The sequence below is a fragment of the Spirillospora sp. CA-294931 genome (genome assembly GCF_050946795.1).
In the GTDB taxonomy this organism is placed as follows: Bacteria; Actinomycetota; Actinomycetes; order Streptosporangiales; family Streptosporangiaceae; genus Spirillospora.
Genome location: NZ_CP192006.1, coordinates 2,160,299 through 2,176,567, shown reverse-complemented (window position 1 = coordinate 2,176,567; position 16,269 = coordinate 2,160,299). Strand labels below are relative to the sequence as shown.

The window sequence follows — 16,269 nt, the reverse complement described above, 5'->3', positions numbered from 1 at the left end:
CTTCCCGTTCCCCGTGTCCTCGTGCTCGGTGTTCACGGCGCATTAGATGACGTCCCGGCCCCTGAGGTTCCCCGGTCTGGACCGACGAGGGAACGCTGGGGTTATATCCGCAGGTCTACAAAGGGATTCTTCGGAGATTCGCTGTGCCCCAGGGAAGGATTCTTGTTGTGAATCGTGCGACGAAAGCCGGTGCGGCCAGCCTGGTGTGTGCGATGTTCGCCGTGAGCGGTGCCACCTCCGCCGATGCCGTCGAGTCAGAGCGGGGCGGCGATGTTCAGCGGGCGATGGATGCCCTCGCGAATTCGCCCGAGGTGGTGGGCGCCATCGGGGAACTCTATGTGGACGGTGAGCGGGTCGGGCGCGGGTCGGCGGGGACTCGGCTGCTCGACGGCGAGGGCGGGCACATCCCGTCGAGCGCCCGGTATCGGGTGGGGTCCCAGACCAAGCAGATGACGGCCACCGTGCTCCTGCAACTGGTCGAGGAGGGGCGGCTCGGTCTGGACGACACCCTGGCCGACGTGCTCCCGGTGGTGGCCGAGCGCGACCTCGTGGAGCGGGCCGAGGAGATCACCGTCCGGCAGCTGATCAGGCACACCTCGGGGATACCCGACTTCTTCGCGACCCGGCTTCCCGATTCGTTCGATATGACGACGCGTTATCGTCCGGTGGATCTGGTGAAGATGTCGCGCCGCCTGCCGCCGACCGGGAATCCGGGCGAGAGGTTCTCCTACTCCAACACCAATTACTTTCTGCTCGGGATGATCATCGAGAGGGAGACCGGAAACTCCCTTGCCACCGAGCTCATGCGCCGGATCTTCGTCCCGGCCGGGATGAGCCGCAGTTATCTGACGTCCAAGCCCCCGGAGGGCATCCGGGGCCCGCACGGGCACGGCTACTACCCCGATCCCCAAGGCAGGCTCCACGACATGGACCGGCTCAACGCGAGCTACGGGTGGGCCGCGGGAGGTGTGGTCTCCACCGCGCGCGATGTCAGCGCTTTCCAACGCGCGTTCGCCCAGAACAAGCTGCTGCCCGCGGAACCGCAACGGGTGATCACCGACCCGCCGGAGGGCGCGCCGCCGCCCTCCGGCCGCCTGTGCGGGGGCACGCCCCAGCTCCGCGCCGTCGCGGGCAGCGCACCCGGCTACAACGCCGTGACCTTCACGACGGCCGACGGTCGCAGCCAGTTCGCCGTCTCCGCCACGCTGCGCGTCCACAACGCCGACCCGGCCGTCCAGGCGGCCCTCAACCGGGCGGCCGAGGCGGTGTTCTGCCCGAAGTAGAGGGGCTGGGCGATCGCGACGTCCAGAGGCAGGCGCGCACCGGACGAACAGGACGTGGTGTTGGGGGCCGAAGAGTGGGTCCCCGGCGCCGCCCCTCGGCGCGTCCGAGACGCCGCTCATCCGGGCCGTCGTGGGCGGGGGCGCCGAGCAGGCCAGGGCCAGCCCGGCCACGCCGAGGGCCAGCGCGGCCGTCCTGCGGGACGTCCGGCAGGCCACACGCCTTTTCGGAGGTGGCCACCGTCCGCGGTCTGGCGGATCTGGCCGAGGCGGTGGGAGATTTGGGCGGCGCAGAGGTCAGCTGGATGTGGGCGAATGACTCGGCGTGGTAGCGATGCGCCAGTGGCGGGCCTTGTCGTATTGGTGGCTGAGGCGGGCGAAGATCCCGTCGGTGCGCAGGAGCTCGGCGGGGGTGCCCGTCTCGGCGACCTGCCCGGCGTCCAGGGAGACCACGTGGTCGGCCGCCGCCAGGGTGGCGGGACGGTGTGCGATCACGATCACCGTGCGGCCCGGGTCGTCGCCGAGGTTGGCGATGGCCTGGGTGATCGCGGCCTCGTTCTCGGGGTCGAGTGCGGAGCTGGCCTCGTCGACGAGCACGATGCGGGCCCGCTTGAGCATCGCCCGCGCGATGGCGACGCGCTGGCGTTCGCCGCCCGACAATTGGGCGCCGGCCTCGCCTACCCGGGTGTCCCAGCCATCGGGAAGGCGCTCGATCACCTCGTCGAGCCGCGCGGCGGCGGCCGCCTCCGCGAGCTCGTCCCAGGTCGCGTCCGGACGCGCGAGGCGCAGGTTGTTCTCGATGGTGTCGTCGAACAGGTAGACGTCCTGGAAGACGATGGCGATCTCGTCGAGCAGGACGCTCGCGTCGAGATCGCGGACGTCGACGCCGCCGACGCGCACGTGGCCCGCGTCGATGTCGAAGAACCGGGCGATGAGCCGGGTCACCGTCGTCTTGCCGGAGCCGGACGGCCCGACCAGCGCGGTGGTGGTGCCCGGCGGGCAGCGCAGCGACACATCGCGCAGCGCGGGGTTGTCGCCGCCCGGGTAGGTGAAGTCGACGTGCGAGAACTCGACCTCGGCCTCGGCGATCGCGCGCACCGGGTTCTCCGGGGCCGGCAGCGCGGGGGTGGCCAGCAGCCCCTCGATCCGGGCGATCTTGTTCGTCAGCGCGCGCAGCGCCCCGATGAGGTCGATGAGGTGGCCGAGCGGCTCCAGGAAGCGGGCCGCCAGCACCAGCAGCGCGATCGCCTCGGCGATCGCGACCCGCTCGCTGAGCACGAGCTCGGCGGCCAGCGTCAGCACGGCGACGAACCCGGCCATGATGACGCCGGTGTAGACGAAGAACGGGCGCCGCGCGCGGCGCATGCCGTCCCGGTAGGTCTCGCGGTGGTCCACCAGCGCGGCGTGCATCCGGGGCGTGCCCTGGGCGTGGCCCGCGGCGCGCAGGACGGGCTGGGCCTGGCCGAGCTCGATCGCGCGGCCCGCGACGCCGACCGCCGCCCGCTCCAGCTCGATCTCGGCGATCTCCGCGATCCGCGCGGCGCGCCGCAGCGCCACGAAGGCGGCCAGCGCGATCAGGCACAGGAGCAGCGCCATCCGCCAGTCGACCGCGAACGTCACGGCGACGACGGTCGCGGGCAGCAGCGTGGCGGTGATCGCGGGTCCGGCGACCGTCACCGACAGGTGGGCGGCGTCGCCCACGTCCGCGGTCACGCCCCGGGCCAGCCGCGCCTTGTGCTCGGCGGTGAACCACCCCAGCGGCAGCGTGCTCACATGGCGCATCAGCCGCCGCCGCAGCTGCGCCGCGAGGGCGCCCGCCGCCGCGAAGCCGACCGGGGTGGCCACGATGGACAGCACCGCGTAGACGGCCGCGCCGACCGCGCCGAGCAGGAGCCAGGGCTTGGCCGCGTCGATGTCGGGTTCGGGGCGCACGACGGCGTCCAGGACGGGGACCAGCAGGGCGAGCAGCAGACCCTGCAGGACGGCCTGGCCAGCCGTGAGCAGCCACAGGCGGGCCAGGAGCCGGGGCTCGGGGAACAGTCGGTACAGCCGGCGGATCACGCGGGCACCCCTTCCTGCGCGGCCCACATCCGGGCGTACAGCCCGTGGCGCGCGAGCAGTTCGTCATGGCGGCCCCGCTCGGCGAGCCGGCCGCGGTCGAGCACGAGGATCTGGTCGGCCCCGGCGATCGTGTGCAGCCGGTGGGCGATCACGATCACCGTCTTGCCGGCGGCCAGGGTGGCCAGCGCGTCCTGGACGGCCGCCTCGCTGTCGGCGTCCAGCGCGGCGGTCGCCTCGTCCAGGACGACGATCGGCGCGCCGGACAGGATCGCCCGCGCGATCGTCAGCCGCTGGCGCTCACCGCCGGACAGCCCGCCGCCGCTCGCGTCGAGCAGCGTGTCGTACCCGCCGGGCAGGCGCTCGATCACGTCGTGGATGTTCGCGGCGGCCGCCGCCCGGCGGACCTCCGCGTCGCTCGCGCCGGGACGGCCGATGCGGATGTTCTCGGTCACGCTGTCGCGCAGCAGCGCGACGTCCTGGAACACCAGCGACATCGACGCCAGCAGCTCGGCCGACGCGATCGAGCGGACGTCGACGCCGCCGACGCGGATCGTCCCGGACGTCACGTCGTAGAAGCGCGGCAGCAGGCTCGCGAGCGTCGTCTTGCCCGCGCCCGACGGCCCCACGACGGCGGTCACCCGGCCCGCCGGGCAGATCGCGCTGATCTCCTCGACCGCGTTCATCACGCCGTCGTAGGAGAAGGAGACGCGGTCGAACTCGACACCGTGGCCCCCCGGCTTCTGGGGACGTTCCGGTTCCGGCAGCGGCGGGCGCGCCAGCAGCCGCTCGATGTTGGCCGCGCCCATCCGGCCCTTGCGCACCCCCTGGGACGCGGACACGGCCGGGAGGATCGAGTTGGGCAGCCCGACCGCGACGACCAGGAAGGCCACCAGGTCCGCGACGCCGAGCGACCCGCGGTGGACCAGGACCGTCCCGGCGCCCGTGACGACCGCGAGGACGGCCATCTCCGAGCCGAACAGCCGCGACGCCGCCGAGCTGTAGCGGACCTCCGCGACCCAGGCCGCGAACGCCCGCGTGTGCTCGTCCACGGCGTCGTCGAAGCGGCGCAGGACGCGTCCCCCGGTGCCGAAGGTCTTGACCACTTGGATCCCGTCGGCGTACTCGACGCCGGCCGCGCTGATCCGCGCCTCGGCGGTGATCAGCCGGTTGACATGGGCCGTCATGGACCGCATCGCGACCCGATAGAAGATCGCCATCAGGCCCAGGACGCCCAGCGCGATCAGCGCCATGGGGACGTCCACGAAGAGCAGATAGCCCGCCCCGACGGTCATCACCGCGACCGCGCCGGTCAACTGCCCCAGGGCGTGCGCGATGACCTCGTGCATCTCCTCCAGGTCGCCCGTCATCGCCCGCTTGACCCGGCCCGAACCGGCGGCGCGGAACCAGCCCAGCGGCAGCGCGCCGAGATGGCGCACGATCCGCACGCGCAGATCGTGCAGGATCGCGGCGTCCGCGAAGTGCCCGATCCGCGACGACTGGACGAACAGCGCCAGCCACACGCCGGCGCCCGCGGAGCCGATGGCGACCCAGGTCCAGATGGTCGCGTCCGCCCCGGCCGGGTCCTCGATCATGACCCGGGCGATCTCGGCGACCGCGATGTAGGGCACGATCCCCGCCGCCGCGCTCAGGGTCGACAGAACCGCGCAGACCACCAGGTGGGTCCGGACCGGGGCGAGCAGCCGCGCCAGAGCGCCGGGTTTGGCGAGCCCCACCGGCTCATCGGGCTCCCCCGCCGTGCCTGCTGCCGTGCTCATCCTTCGCGCCTCCTTAGGCATGCCTAACCTAATTTCGATCTTGAATGCTCAAGGCGGCTTGATGTCAAATGGGTCCATGGAGCCACCCGGAGTCACGATCGGACAGGCGGCGGCCCTCTACGGCCTCGCCCCCTCGACCCTGCGCTGGTGGGAGTCGCTGGGCGTGCTCCCCGAACCGCCGCGTGCGAACGGACGCCGGGTCTACACCGAGACCGAACTCCGCCGGATCGGCCTGGCCTACCTGTGCTGCGTCGTCGGGGCGATGCCTCTCGGCCAGGCGTCCCTCGTCACCTCGGGCACCCGGAACGGGCACTGGCGGGCCACCGTGCGGCGCCACGCCGAGGTGGTGGAGGAGAAGATCAGGCAGCTCCAGAGCGCCCACGCGTACCTGCTGCACCTGGCGCGGTGCCCGGACGACGACATCGTCAGCGAGTGCCCCGACCTCGACGCGGAGCTGGCCGATCACACCCCGCGCGGTCTCATCGCCACCCACGACCTCGTCACCGCGGCACGCTCACTCCCCGCCGGGCCGCCTCGGAAGCGTGATGAAACAGCCCCACCGCGTGATGAAAACCCCGCATCTCAAGGCCGGTGCGCCGTGTGCGCGGCCTCCTTCCCCCGCGCACCCCGAGGCCGCCGCCGCAAGTACTGCTCCCGCGCCTGCCAGCAACGCCACTACCGGACACCCAGGTCATCCTGACCCCGCGCACCGAGGACCAGAGGAACCATCAGCAACGCCACTCCCGCCGCCAGGAGCGCCCCCGTCCCCGTCCCACCGCCGACTCGCCCGGCCGCCACGGCCAGGACGGGCACCACCGGCTGGGCGACCCCCCACGAAAGGCCGTGGAAGGCGAACCAGCGAGGCCGCTCCGCCTCGGGAGCCGAGTCGGCGACCAGTGCCTGCCAGCGTCCCAGGAGCATTCCGCCGGCCGCCGCCCACGCGAGGTAGATCGCGATGGTGAGGGACAGTTCGGGGACGCCCGCCATCAGCAGGGCGAGCAGCCCGAGAGCGGCGGCCCCGGCCGCGAGCACGGCGGTGTGGGCACGGGCGGCCAGAGGGCGCCGGCCGAGCCGCGCGGCCAGCGGAGTGAGCAGCGCCGCGCAGGTGAGGGTGACGCCGGGGACCCAGGCCGCGGCGTCGCGTTGCAGGAGCACCAGCGGGATGAACATGATGACGGCGAGGTAGCCGACGGCGAACGCGGTGTGGGCGAGCGTCATCCGCATGAGCGCTCGCGGTGGCCGCCACCGCGAGCGCTCGCGCACTCGTTCGCCGGGCGGCTCCCGGTCGAGGAAGGCCAGGGCGACCGCGGCGGCGGCCAGGCAGGTGGCCGCGTCCACCGCCATCAGCCATCGCGCGCCCAGGGGAAGCAGGACGGCGGCCAGGACCCCGGCGGCCGCCCCCGCCGCGACGAGCGAGGTGCCCAGCAGCGCGTAGGCGTCCTGCCGCTGGACGCCCGTGGTGACCCGCGCGAACAGTTCCTGGCTGGCGGGTTCGTAGATCTCGAACGCCAGCCCGACCAGCGCGACGGCGATGAGCAACTGGGCGGGGCTTCGCGCCGCGGCCAGGGCGGCCAGCGCGCACCCGGTCGCGCCGAGGCCCAGGGCGATGACGGTCCGTGGCGCCAGCCGGTCGAGCAGCAGCGCCCCGCCCCACCGCGACACCAGGGCGGCGACGCCGAAGACGGCCAGGGCGGCGGGGGCGAGATCGGGCCCGGCCAGCACCGCGAGGAAGGCCAGCGCGTAGGCGCCCAGCTGGTTGAGGATCCGGACCCACAACAGCGCCCTGGCCACACGCGGCAGGGTTCTGAACATTCCAGCGGTGCCTTCCGGGGGCTCTGTGTCGGGTCGTTGCCGTGGGTAGTATCTGGAGCCGATATCGGTTTCGTCAGCGTCCGGGGTCGGTGGGGGCCATGCGGGAGTTCTTGCGGGGGGCCATACGGCTGCACATCCTGCATCACGCGGCCGAGGGCGAGATCCACGGGGCGTGGATGACTCGGGAACTGGCCGGTCACGGATACCAGGTCAGCCCCGGGACGCTCTACCCGACGCTGCACCGGCTTGAGGCCGAGGGGCTGCTGGCCTCCGAGCAGCGGGTGGTGGAAGGCCGCGCGCGGCGGGTCTACACCGCGACCGAGGAGGGACGCGCGGCGCTGGCCGAGGACCGGGCGGCGCTGGCCGAGCTGGCCCGCGAGATCCTCGGCGCGGACGGGCTCCGCTGACGCGACCGATTACGGGGGCGGCGGCTGGAACAGCTCGATCGGGTTGCCCGCGGGGTCGTCCAGCAGGATCTGCGACCCGCCCCGGCCGACAGTGATCTCGTTGCGGAAGCGGGCGCCCGCGGCGCGCAGCCGCTCGACCTCGGCGGCCAGGTCGTCGACGGGGAGCTGGATCCGGTTCCAGCCGCCCGGCCGCGGCGTGCTGCCGTCCGGCATGGGCTGGGCCGCGCCGCCGGGACCGGTCGGGCTCGACAGCAGGAGCTTCAGCCCGTCGCGGGCGACGATCGCGAATCCGGGCGCGGGGGACGCCTGCAGCGTGAAACCCAGCAGGCCGGTGTAGAAGTCCGCCGCCGCCGTCACGTCGTCGGCGAAGTAGCGGACGCTGATGCCGGTCATCCGGCCACCTCCAGATATCGGATGTCGATATCGACCCACGATACCTTCTCGGACTCGGGTCAGGGGGTTCCCGGAGAGATCAGGCCGGATTCGTAGGCGAGGATCACCAGCTGGGCGCGGTCCCGGGCGTGGAGTTTGGTCATCGCCCGGTTGACATGGGTCTTCGCGGTCATCGGGGTGATGACCATGCGGTCGGCGATCTGGAGGTTGGACAGGCCCCGGGCGACGAGGGTGACGGCCTCGCGTTCGCGGTTGGTCAGCTCCTCGAGTCCCGTGGCCGTGGCGGTGGGGAGCGGCTGGGCGACGTACCTGTCGATGAGCCTGCGGGTGATCGAGGGGGCGAGCAGGGCGTCGCCCCGGGCGGCCACGCGGACGGCGTGCAGGAAGTCCTCCGGCTCGATGTCCTTGACCAGGAATCCGGCGGCACCGGCGCGCAGGGCGTGGAAGACGTACTCGTCCAGGCCGTAGTTGGTCAGGATGACGACGTGCACCCCGGCCAGAGCGGGGTCGGCGGCGATGCGGCGGGTCGTCTCGATGCCGTCCAGGACCGGCATCTGGACGTCGACGAGCGCGATGTCGGGCAGGTGCTCCCTGACCAGGGCCAGGCCCTCCCGGCCGTCGGCGGCCTCGCCGACCACCTCGATGTCGTCCTCGAGGTCCAGGAGCGCGCGGAACCCGCTGCGCAGGAGCGGCTGGTCGTCGATCAGCAGGACGCGGATCATGCGGTCCGGTCCACGGGGAGTTCCGCCTGGACGGTGAAGCCGCCCTCGCCGCGCGGTCCGGCGCGCAGGCTGCCGCCGAGGGCGACGACGCGCTCGCGCATCCCGAGCAGGCCGACGCCGGGCGTCACCGAGGCGTCCGGTGGACCCGCGCCGTCGTCGTCGACGCGTATCGCGAGGACGCCGGGACGGCAGTCGATCCGGACCGACGCGGTGGCGGCGCCCGCGTGCCGGGCGATGTTGGTGAGCGACTCCTGGACGATCCGGTAGACGGTCCGGTCCACCGCGTCGGGGACGTCGTCCCGCCGCCCTTCGATCGTCAGCGTCGCGTCCAGGCCGATGGTCCGGGCCCGTTCCACCAGGTCGGGCACCTGGTCGAGCCCCCGTGGCGAGGTCGCGTCGTCGTCGCGCAGGGCCTCCAGGGTCGCCCGCAGCTCCCGGGCCGCCTCGCGTCCGGCCTCCTGGATCGCCAGCAGCGGCTCTGGCACCTGTTCGCCGCGCTTGCGGGCCAGGTGGACGGCGACTCCGGCCTGCACCTTGATGACCGAGATCTGGTGGGTGAGCGAATCGTGCAGCTCGCGCGCGATGTGCAGCCGCTCTTCGGCCGCGCGGTGCCGGGCGGTCTCCTCCCGGGTGCGTTCGGCCTCGTCCGCACGCCGTTCGGCCTGTCGCAGCGCCTCACCGGCGGCACCGGCGGCGATCAGCCAGGCCAGTTCGAGGGCGCCCCGCGCCCGGGTGAACGCCTCGCTCGTGTCGTGCAGGCCCGATGCCAGGGCCGCGAGAGGCAGGCCCGCCAGCACGGCCACGCTCACCGCCACCGTGAGGTGGCGGTGCCCGGCCCGCACGGCGGCGTACACCGCGAACAGGTACGCGACGGCGGGCACGTCGAGGCCCAGCGCCTGGTGGGCCACCGCGCACGCCCCCGTGAACGCCAGGACGGGAACCGGCGCGCGGCGGCGCGCGGCCAGGCTCAGGCCGCCCGCCGCCAGGGCGGCGAAGCCGAGCAGGTCGGCGCTCGTGGCGGCGTCGCGCTCGGACAGCCCGGTGACCAGCAGGATCGCCGCCACGCCGACGGCGATCGCCCCGTCCCCGACTCCGATCCGTCCCATGCGCGCACCCTAACCGGGTGCCCGCGCGAGCGACTCCTGCACGCGGACGAGGCGACGGCTACCGCGCCCGCGGCAGCTCCGGCGCCCGCGGCAGCCCGAAGAGTCCGCGTTCGCCGGACGACCGGCGGCGGGTCCGGCGGACATGCTCGACGACAACGCCAGAAGAGAAGGAGCACCCATGTCCGTCCGGCTTACGCTCACCGAGCATGTCCTGGCCCAGCCCTATGCCCTGGCGCCGGGGCGGCTCACGGCCGGCCTGGCCGCCCTGCTGGGTCTGGCCGGTGTGATCGTCGGCGGCCTGGCCCTGGCCCGCTCCGCCCGTCGCCGGGGCACCGGCTCCGGGCGGCGCGAGGGCGTCGTGGCCCTGGTGACCGGGGTCGTCGGCCTGGCCCTCGGCGTCCTGGTCGCGGCCACCGCCGACGGCGGCATCGGGACCGGCAACGGCCTCGGCGGGGCCTACGTGGCGCTGCTGGTGGGGCTGATCGGCGTGATCCTCGGCGGGCTGCTGCTGGCGCGCTCCCGCCGCACCGGCTGAGGGTTCAGACGGCGGCGGGCGTCAGGACGGGGAGCGCGAACAGGCCGGACAGCCGGGTGAGGGCCTCGGGGTTCGTCCAGTAGTACACCCAGGTGCCCCGGCGCTCGCAGTCGATCAGGCCCGCCTGGCGCAGGACCTTCAGATGGTGGGAGATGGTCGGGGCGCTCAGCTCGAACGGGACGGTCAGGTCGCACACGCACGCCTCGCCGCCCTCGCTGGCGGCGATCAGGTTGAGCAGGCGGAGCCGGACGGGATCGGCCAGCGCCTTGAACACCTTGGCCAGCTCGGCGGCCTCGGCCTCCGCCAGGACGTTCTCGGTCAGCGGGGTGCAGCAGGTCGCGTCGGGCGTGCTCGGCTTCGACATACCTCTAATTTGACATCCATCTATCCAGCGGTGCAAGCTGCGATTGAATTCGATGAACTTCGAAACAAGGGGTATCGATGACGATCGAGAACGAGTCCTCGCCGCCGGTCGCCGTGATCGGCGCCGGTCCCGTGGGGCTGGCGGCCGCCGCGCAGCTGGTGGAGCGCGACCAGGACTTCGTCGTCCTGGAGGCCGGTGACCGCGTCGGCGCGGCGATGGCCGAGTGGGCGCACGTGCGGCTGTTCAGCCCGTGGCGCTTCGGGATCGACCCCGCCGCGCGGCGGCTGCTGGAAGGCTCCGGCTGGACCGAGCCCGCCCCCGAAGGGCTGCCCACGGGCGGGGAGATGGTCGAGCAATACCTGCGGCCGCTGGCCGCGCTGCCCCAGATCGCCTCGCGCCTCCAGCTCGGCACCCGGGTGCAGGCCGTCACGCGTGACGGCTACGACCGCCTGCGCAGCGCCGGGCGCGACGACGTCCCCTTCCTCGTCCGTGTCCGCCGCCCCAACGGTGAAGCCGACGAGCTGCGCGTCCGCGCCGTCATCGACGCCTCCGGCACCTGGACGACGCCCAACGTCCTGGGCGGCTCGGGCCTGCCCGCCCACGGCGAGGCCGAGAGCGCGGCATGGATCACCCACGCGCTGCCCGACGTCCTGGGCGCCGACCGCGAGCGCTTCGCGGGCAAGCACACCCTGGTGGCCGGGGCCGGGCACTCGGCCGCCACGACGCTGCTGGCCCTCGCCGAACTCGCCGAGACCGAGCCCGGCACCCGCGTCACCTGGGCGATCCGCGGCGGCTCGGCGACCCGGACCTACGGCGGCGGCGCCGACGACCAGCTCCCCGCCCGCGGCGCCCTCGGCCTGCGCGTCCGCAAACTCGTCGAGACCGGACGCGTCGAGCTGCTCTCCGGGTTCTCCACCCACGCCCTGCACCCGCTGGCCGCCACCCCCGACCAGGGCGGCGTCCAGGTGACCGGACGCGCCCCCGACGGCACCGAGCAGGTCGTCACCGCCGACCGGATCGTGGCCGCCACCGGCTTCCGCCCCGACCACACCCTCACCACCGAACTCCGCCTCGGGCTCGACCCGATCCTGGGCACGACGCCCGCCCTGGCTCCGCTCATCGACCCCAACCAGCACTCGTGCGGCACCGTCCCCCCGCACGGTGTGGACGAGCTGACCCACCCCGAGACGGGCTACTTCGCGGTCGGGGTCAAGAGCTACGGCCGCGCCCCCACGTTCCTGCTGGCCACCGGCTACGAGCAGGCCCGCTCCGTGGTCGCGGCCCTGGCCGGTGACTGGGACGCCGCGCGCGACGTCCAGCTCGAACTCCCCGAGACCGGTGTCTGCTCGTCCGGCCCGGCCCCCACCGGATTCGCCACCGGGATCAGCGGCGGCCTGCTCGCCGAGCCGCTCGCCGTCGTGGGGAGCGGCGGCGGCGCCTGTTGTGGCTGAGACCACCGCACCTCCCGCTCCCGCCACGCACGGCCGTGGCGGGAGCCCGGTGTTCTACGGCTGGCGGATCGTCGCCGCGCTCGCCGTCAGCCAGACGGTCGGGTACGGCGTCCTCTACTACGCCTTCGCGGTGATCCTCACCCCGATGCGGCACGACCTGAACGCCGGCACGACGCAGGTCACCGCGGCGCTCACGATCTCGCTGCTCACCGGCGCCGTCGCCGCCGTCCCGGTCGGCCGGCTGCTGGACCGCCGGGGCGGGCGCGCCCTGATGACCACGGGCTCCGTCGCGGCCACCGCCCTGGTCGCCGCGTGGGCGGCGGCCGGCTCCCTGACGGAGCTCTACCTGGTGTTCCTCGGCCTCGGCCTGGCCTCGGCGATGGTCCTGTACGAACCCGCCTTCGCCGTCGTCGTCACCTGGTTCCACGCCCGCCGCGCCACCGCGCTGCTGGCCGTCACCGTGGTCGCCGGGTTCGCCAGCACCATCTTCATGCCGCTCACCGGCTGGCTCACCGACGCCTACGGCTGGCGCACCGCGCTGCTGATCCTCGCCGCCGTCCACGGGGTCATCGCCATCCCGTTGCACGCCCTTGTCCGGAGCCGTCCCGCCGACCTCGGCCTGCATCCCGACGGCGCCGCCGAACCCCCAGTGGCGCGCGGCGACACCCTCGAAAGGGCGACGGCCACCCGCGCGGTCCTGCGCGACCCGATCTTCTGGACGCTGGTCCTGGCGTTCATGACGCACTCGGCCGCCGTCGCCGTGATCGGCGTCCACCTGGTCGCCTACCTGCTCGCGCTGGGGCACCCGGCCGCCTTCGCCGCCGCCGTCGCCGGGCTGCTTGGCGTCCTGTCGGTCACCGGCCGCCTGGCGACCACCGCCGCGCGGCGCCACCGCTCCCCCACGACCGTCGTCGCGGTCGTGTTCGCCCTCCAGGCCCTGGCCGCGCTGGCCCTCCCCCTGACCGGACGCGACGCGGTCGCGGCCGTCATCTGCGTCCTGGCCCTGGGACTCGGCTTCGGCGTCGCCACCATCGCGCGTCCCGCGCTCCTGGCCGAGCAGTACGGGACGGCCGCCTACGGAACCGTCTCGGGCCTGCTCGCCCTTCCCCTGACGCTCGCCAAGGCGCTCTCCCCGCTGGCCGCCGCCGCCATCCTGGGCGTCACCGGCACCTACACGCCCGTCATGCTCGCGGTGGCCGCCGCGCTGGCCGTCGCCACCGCCTCGCTGCTGGCCGCCGGACGCCTGCGAGCCCCCTAGGTCAGCCGCCGCGGGAGCCGCGCGGCTCGGCGCGCAGGATGTCCAGGGCGGCCTGGGCGCAGTTGCCGCAGATCCACGCGCCGTGCCCGGAGACCAGGGGGCCGAGGTCCTTGCAGCCGCAGAAGGAGCAGGAGCGATGACTGCTCCTGCTCTTGCTGACGCGTCGATGGCGGCGCTGGACGGGACGGACCCACTCGCCGAGCTCCTTCTTGAGGTGGGACGTCTCCACGCCGAGGTCGTCCAGGACGCGGCGGGCGGCCGAGCCGGGGTCGGTGGCCAGGCAGTACAGCAGGTGCTCGGAGCGGAACTCGGAATGCCCGCGCCGCGCCGCCAGCCGCCGCGCCGCGGTGAGGGCCCGCTCGGCCTCGGCGTCGCCGACGACGCGGCGCTCGCCGCCGTCGGCGTCGGCGATCATGGCGGGTTCGAACAGGCGGGCGTTGGCCGCGCGGACGTCGTCGCGGGCGACGCCGAGCCGGTCGAGGACGTTGGCGGCCACGCCGCTGTGCAGCAGGCCGAGCAGCAGGTGCTGGGTGCCCGCGACGCTGTCGTCGGCCTCCGCCGCGGCCCGGGCCACCTGGAGGCAGGCGGCCAGCCGCGGCGCCATGGCGATGGTCTCGGCGGCGTCGGCGATCGCGTCGTCGACGCGCAGCCGGTCGGCGAATCTCTGCCGCGCGGCCTGCTTGGACACCCCGAGCCGCTCGCCGATCAGCGTCCAGGACACCTTCGCCGCCCGCGCGGCGCCGACATAGTGCTCGATCAGGTCGTCGGCCGCCGCGCTGGTCTCGCCCGCGACCGCGACCGCGGTCTCCAGCAGCACCAGCGGGTCGTCGCTGTCGGCCCGCTCGGCCACGGCCGCCACCAGATCCCGAATGCTCGGTTCGTCCATGCGACAACACTAGGTTGTCGAACCCCTTAACGACAATCCCCAGTTGTCGAATGCCGATCGCCCTCGGGCCTAAGGACCGCCGCCGGCGGCCTCGACCATCCTGGTGAGAATCTCGGTCAGGATGGCCGTGGACGTGGCGAAGTTCAGCCTGGCGAACCCCGCTCCCCCAGGCCCGTAGCTTTCCCCCGTGCTGAGGGCGACCTTCGCCTTCTCGGTGAAGAAGGCGGCCGGGTCCATGGCGGTTCCGACACGGCGGCAGTCGAGCCAGGCCAGGTAGGTCGCCTGCGGCGGACGGTGCCCGATCTCCGGAATCCCGGCCGCAAGCGTGCCGGCGACCAGGTCGCGGTTCGCCTCCAGATGGTCCATCAGCGCGGCGAGCCAGGCACCGCCCTTCTCCCATGCGGCCTTGGTCGCCTCCACTCCCAGCACATCGACCACACCGAAGAGGTCCGGAGGGCACGCGTCGAGGGATTCCCGGAGACCGGCCGGACCGACATGCGCGACCGCGCAGCGCAGGCCGGCGAGGTTGAACGCCTTCGTGGCCGAGGCCAGCGTGACCGTCCGGTCGGCGATGTCCGGCCCGAGGGAGGCCAGCGGGATATGACGGTTCGGGGGGAAGGTCAGGTCGGAGAAGATCTCGTCCGCGATGACGAGCATGTCGTTCCGCACCGCGATGTCGGCGAGGGCCCGCAACTCCGCCCTCGTGTACACATGCCCCGTGGGATTGTGCGGGTTCACGAGGATCAGTGTGCGGCAGCCGGCCTTCGCCACGTCCCGCTCCAGCAGGTCCGGATCGAAGCCCCAGTCATCGCCCGTTCGAGTCATCGGGCTGGGGATCGCCCGCCGCCCCATCATCGCGATCGACTTGAGGATCGGCGGATAGTTCGGCGTGTGCAGCGCGATCGCCTCGCCCGGCCGCGTGGTCAGATGGAGCACCACCTGGATCGCCTGGACGAGGTCGCTGAAATTGCGCACCAGATCGGGCCTGGGCTGCCAGGAGTGGAGCTCGGTCATTCGCCGCGCGAAAAGCTCGGCCAGCGGGCTCGATCCCCTCCAGTTGGACCAGGAGGGATACCCGAGGTCACCGCGCCGAACCGTCTCGTAAATCGCTTCGCTAATCGGCTCGGCCACCGGAAAGTCCATGTCGGCTATCCAGGCGGAGAGCACATCGTGCCCGGCCCGGCGCCATTTGACGCCCTCTTTGCGCCGGAGCCACGCGAGGTCGAGGTTATCGAAGTCGAAGTCAGCCGCCAGGGCACCTTGTTCGCGCATCGGCCTGCCTTTCTGACCAGCCACCAAATTATCGGGCGGGCCACTTCCCGTCCAGGAACCCATGACACGGCGGTGGCTTGACCCTAGATACTTCAGAGGTGATCCACGCGGCCACCTAGGTAGACCGGACGTTCAACCTCGGGAAATTCGCGGTTGAACGGCGGGGCCGACGGCCGGGAGGGCCCGCACGGCGCGCCCGCCACGTGCGGCTCCGAGCACTGGACACTTCTTAAACATATTGCGACCTGCGACCATTCGATTCCGACACGACCCGGGTCCGACAGGTCGACTTCGTGTGTCTCTACACCCCTCCCGGTTCAGGCGGGCAGGCTCACGCAAACGCCATTGATTATCTCTTCTTAAAGTGTTTGCCTGAAGCCCGAGCGAGCCCGCCCGCCCGCCCACGATTGGAGAACATCATGACGATGACAGATGCCGCCGTGCAGGCCGGCCCTCCCGATGTCGGCCCGTTGCTGACCGAATACCGCTCCATCGTCATACCGGCCGCCACCGATTTCCTCGACGACCGCACGTCCGCCACGCGACTCCGCGATCGCTGGCGCGCGTACTACTTCGACGCCTTCCGCCGCTACGACCTCACCGTCGAGAAATCCTGGCGCCAGGCCTCCGGCACGGACGGCCGCATCGACTCCGGCCCGCCCACCGCCGACCCGCGGCTGACCACGCCGCTCAGCCACTTCCCCGTCAGCATCGCCCACAACAACCTCGACCGCCTCATCGAGGTGCTCGCCGCCGAACTCGGTGACCAGACCGCGGCGCGGACCCAGATTCACGAGCGCCTGGTCGACTTCGCCCACATCGTCAACGAGCTCGAGACGCTCATGCAGTCGCTGACCGCCTAGCCGAACACGGGCACCGCAGCCAGCCCGCGACCAGCCGCAGAGTCGCTAGGAGTGCGCCGATGTCGACAGCAAGTCCTTCTGGTT

16 protein-coding genes are annotated in these 16,269 nt (G+C 72.9%); 7 read left to right on the top strand and 9 right to left on the bottom strand.

Annotation, left to right across the window (positions count from 1 at the left end):
• Nucleotides 1-221 precede the first annotated feature (221 nt).
• The gene (locus tag ACQPY4_RS10225; protein WP_433334865.1) at nucleotides 222-1,283 is read left to right on the top strand and encodes a serine hydrolase domain-containing protein; all 1,062 of its coding nucleotides are present in this window, start codon (nucleotides 222-224) and stop codon (nucleotides 1,281-1,283) included.
• A 294-nt stretch (nucleotides 1,284-1,577) separates the two neighbouring features.
• Here the strand turns inward: ACQPY4_RS10225 and ACQPY4_RS10220 are convergent, their stop codons facing one another.
• The gene (locus tag ACQPY4_RS10220; RefSeq protein ID WP_433334863.1) at nucleotides 1,578-3,341 is read right to left on the bottom strand and encodes an ABC transporter ATP-binding protein; all 1,764 of its coding nucleotides are present in this window, start codon (nucleotides 3,339-3,341) and stop codon (nucleotides 1,578-1,580) included.
• Nucleotides 3,338-5,116, bottom strand: coding sequence for an ABC transporter ATP-binding protein (locus ACQPY4_RS10215; protein WP_433334861.1), 1,779 nt, complete (start codon nucleotides 5,114-5,116; stop codon nucleotides 3,338-3,340). The genes ACQPY4_RS10220 and ACQPY4_RS10215 overlap by 4 nt, the downstream gene beginning before the upstream one ends.
• A 76-nt stretch (nucleotides 5,117-5,192) precedes the next feature.
• Here ACQPY4_RS10215 and ACQPY4_RS10210 point away from each other — a divergent pair, with 76 nt between their 5' ends.
• The gene (locus tag ACQPY4_RS10210) at nucleotides 5,193-5,816 is read left to right on the top strand and encodes a MerR family DNA-binding transcriptional regulator (protein ID WP_433334859.1); all 624 of its coding nucleotides are present in this window, start codon (nucleotides 5,193-5,195) and stop codon (nucleotides 5,814-5,816) included.
• On the opposite strand, the gene ACQPY4_RS10205 is transcribed toward ACQPY4_RS10210, so the two are convergent.
• Entirely contained in the window at nucleotides 5,792-6,928 is a 1,137-nt protein-coding gene (locus tag ACQPY4_RS10205; protein ID WP_433334857.1) for an MFS transporter, read from the bottom strand. The two genes, ACQPY4_RS10210 and ACQPY4_RS10205, sit on opposite strands and share 25 nt — an antisense overlap.
• Before the next feature lie 98 nt (nucleotides 6,929-7,026).
• Between ACQPY4_RS10205 and ACQPY4_RS10200 the strand changes: the two genes are divergently transcribed.
• Nucleotides 7,027-7,335, top strand: coding sequence for a PadR family transcriptional regulator (locus ACQPY4_RS10200; RefSeq protein ID WP_433334855.1), 309 nt, complete (start codon nucleotides 7,027-7,029; stop codon nucleotides 7,333-7,335).
• A gap of 9 nt (nucleotides 7,336-7,344) precedes the next feature.
• Here ACQPY4_RS10200 and ACQPY4_RS10195 read toward each other — a convergent pair whose 3' ends face one another.
• Genes ACQPY4_RS10195 through ACQPY4_RS10185 form a run of 3 tightly spaced genes read right to left on the bottom strand, consistent with a single transcriptional unit; the run spans nucleotide 7,345 to nucleotide 9,556 of the window.
• A complete protein-coding gene (locus ACQPY4_RS10195) occupies nucleotides 7,345-7,728 on the bottom strand; it encodes a VOC family protein (protein ID WP_433334853.1) in 384 nt (127 codons plus the stop codon).
• Between the two features lie 59 nt (nucleotides 7,729-7,787).
• The gene (locus tag ACQPY4_RS10190) at nucleotides 7,788-8,450 is read right to left on the bottom strand and encodes a response regulator (protein ID WP_433334851.1); all 663 of its coding nucleotides are present in this window, start codon (nucleotides 8,448-8,450) and stop codon (nucleotides 7,788-7,790) included.
• A complete protein-coding gene (locus ACQPY4_RS10185; protein WP_433334849.1) occupies nucleotides 8,447-9,556 on the bottom strand; it encodes a sensor histidine kinase in 1,110 nt (369 codons plus the stop codon). Before ACQPY4_RS10185 ends, ACQPY4_RS10190 begins: the two co-directional genes overlap by 4 nt.
• A gap of 178 nt (nucleotides 9,557-9,734) precedes the next feature.
• Between ACQPY4_RS10185 and ACQPY4_RS10180 the strand changes: the two genes are divergently transcribed.
• Nucleotides 9,735-10,091: a DUF6223 family protein gene (locus ACQPY4_RS10180; RefSeq protein WP_433334847.1), complete on the top strand. Its 357-nt coding sequence runs from the start codon at nucleotides 9,735-9,737 to the stop codon at nucleotides 10,089-10,091.
• A gap of 4 nt (nucleotides 10,092-10,095) precedes the next feature.
• On the opposite strand, the gene ACQPY4_RS10175 is transcribed toward ACQPY4_RS10180, so the two are convergent.
• On the bottom strand, nucleotides 10,096-10,455 hold the full coding sequence (locus ACQPY4_RS10175; RefSeq protein ID WP_433334845.1) for an ArsR/SmtB family transcription factor: 360 nt from the start codon (nucleotides 10,453-10,455) through the stop codon (nucleotides 10,096-10,098).
• A gap of 77 nt (nucleotides 10,456-10,532) precedes the next feature.
• Here ACQPY4_RS10175 and ACQPY4_RS10170 point away from each other — a divergent pair, with 77 nt between their 5' ends.
• Complete coding sequence (locus ACQPY4_RS10170; protein WP_433334843.1) at nucleotides 10,533-11,906, top strand: FAD-dependent oxidoreductase; 1,374 nt, start codon at nucleotides 10,533-10,535, stop codon at nucleotides 11,904-11,906.
• Entirely contained in the window at nucleotides 11,899-13,164 is a 1,266-nt protein-coding gene (locus ACQPY4_RS10165; protein ID WP_433334841.1) for an MFS transporter, read from the top strand. The genes ACQPY4_RS10170 and ACQPY4_RS10165 overlap by 8 nt, the downstream gene beginning before the upstream one ends.
• Nucleotide 13,165: 1 nt before the next feature.
• Here the strand turns inward: ACQPY4_RS10165 and ACQPY4_RS10160 are convergent, their stop codons facing one another.
• Both ACQPY4_RS10160 and ACQPY4_RS10155 read right to left on the bottom strand, forming a co-directional pair.
• A complete protein-coding gene (locus tag ACQPY4_RS10160) occupies nucleotides 13,166-14,050 on the bottom strand; it encodes a Clp protease N-terminal domain-containing protein (protein ID WP_433334839.1) in 885 nt (294 codons plus the stop codon).
• A gap of 69 nt (nucleotides 14,051-14,119) precedes the next feature.
• Complete coding sequence (locus ACQPY4_RS10155) at nucleotides 14,120-15,322, bottom strand: MalY/PatB family protein (protein WP_433334837.1); 1,203 nt, start codon at nucleotides 15,320-15,322, stop codon at nucleotides 14,120-14,122.
• 419 nt (nucleotides 15,323-15,741) lie between these two features.
• On the opposite strand from ACQPY4_RS10155, the gene ACQPY4_RS10150 reads away from it, so the two are divergent.
• The gene (locus tag ACQPY4_RS10150) at nucleotides 15,742-16,185 is read left to right on the top strand and encodes a hypothetical protein (RefSeq protein ID WP_433334835.1); all 444 of its coding nucleotides are present in this window, start codon (nucleotides 15,742-15,744) and stop codon (nucleotides 16,183-16,185) included.
• The last annotated feature ends 84 nt before the right edge of the window (nucleotides 16,186-16,269 follow it).